This is a genomic window from Psychrobacter sp. T6-1, from assembly GCF_052258445.1.
Window position 1 is genome coordinate 1 of record NZ_JBQQFC010000700.1, and the last position, 699, is coordinate 699.

At 41.6% G+C, this 699-nt stretch carries 1 protein-coding gene; it reads right to left on the reverse strand.

The genetic code is table 11. From position 1 onward, the window contains the following. Positions 1-327 precede the first annotated feature (327 nt). Positions 328-699, reverse strand: a 372-nt coding sequence (locus ACTXGO_RS15490) for a bifunctional ornithine acetyltransferase/N-acetylglutamate synthase (RefSeq protein WP_443575146.1), incomplete at its 5' end; no start/stop codon positions are given.

Sequence of the window (699 nt, forward strand, 5' to 3'; positions counted from 1 at the left end):
AAGTGGTCATCAATGCTGCTATAGCTAATTTTTTCATTGGTGTATCCTCATACAATTATTATCAAATTTTTAGTATTGATTATCGATATCGTTAGAGCGAAGTTGGTCTAACGATATCGATAATTTTTTATAGTAGTAAGGACATTCGGTTATATCATTTGAACTGTAGTTTTTTGAACGACAATAGCTCAACATGTATTTAGTGAGTGCCCTTATAAATACTTCGCTCAGTATAGAGGCTTTAAAACCTTATCTTCTATGACTGCTTTGTAATTAAACGTCAGTATTTGCAACTCATTTAAAACTTGAGTGGCAGATTTAAGTCTATTAGCTGCGATAATCCGCATTTATTTTGACATAGTCGTATGATAGGTCACAGGTGTACACCGTATCTGTCGCCGACCCTCGCGCCAAATCGATATGAATGGTAATCTCAGCGCGCTTCATAACCTCCTTACCCGCGTCTTCTGTATAGTCTGAAGCCACGCCACCATTTTGACAGATCATAACTTCGTCCAAATAGACATCCACTTGCTCAGTATCCAAATCATCGATACCCGCGTAGCCGACCGCCGCTAGGATACGACCCCAATTGGCATCGCTTGCAAAGAATGCCGTTTTTACGAGTGGCGAGTGAGCAACGGCGTACGCAACGTCGCAGCACTCTTGCGTAGTTTTGCCGCCAGTGACCTTGACCGT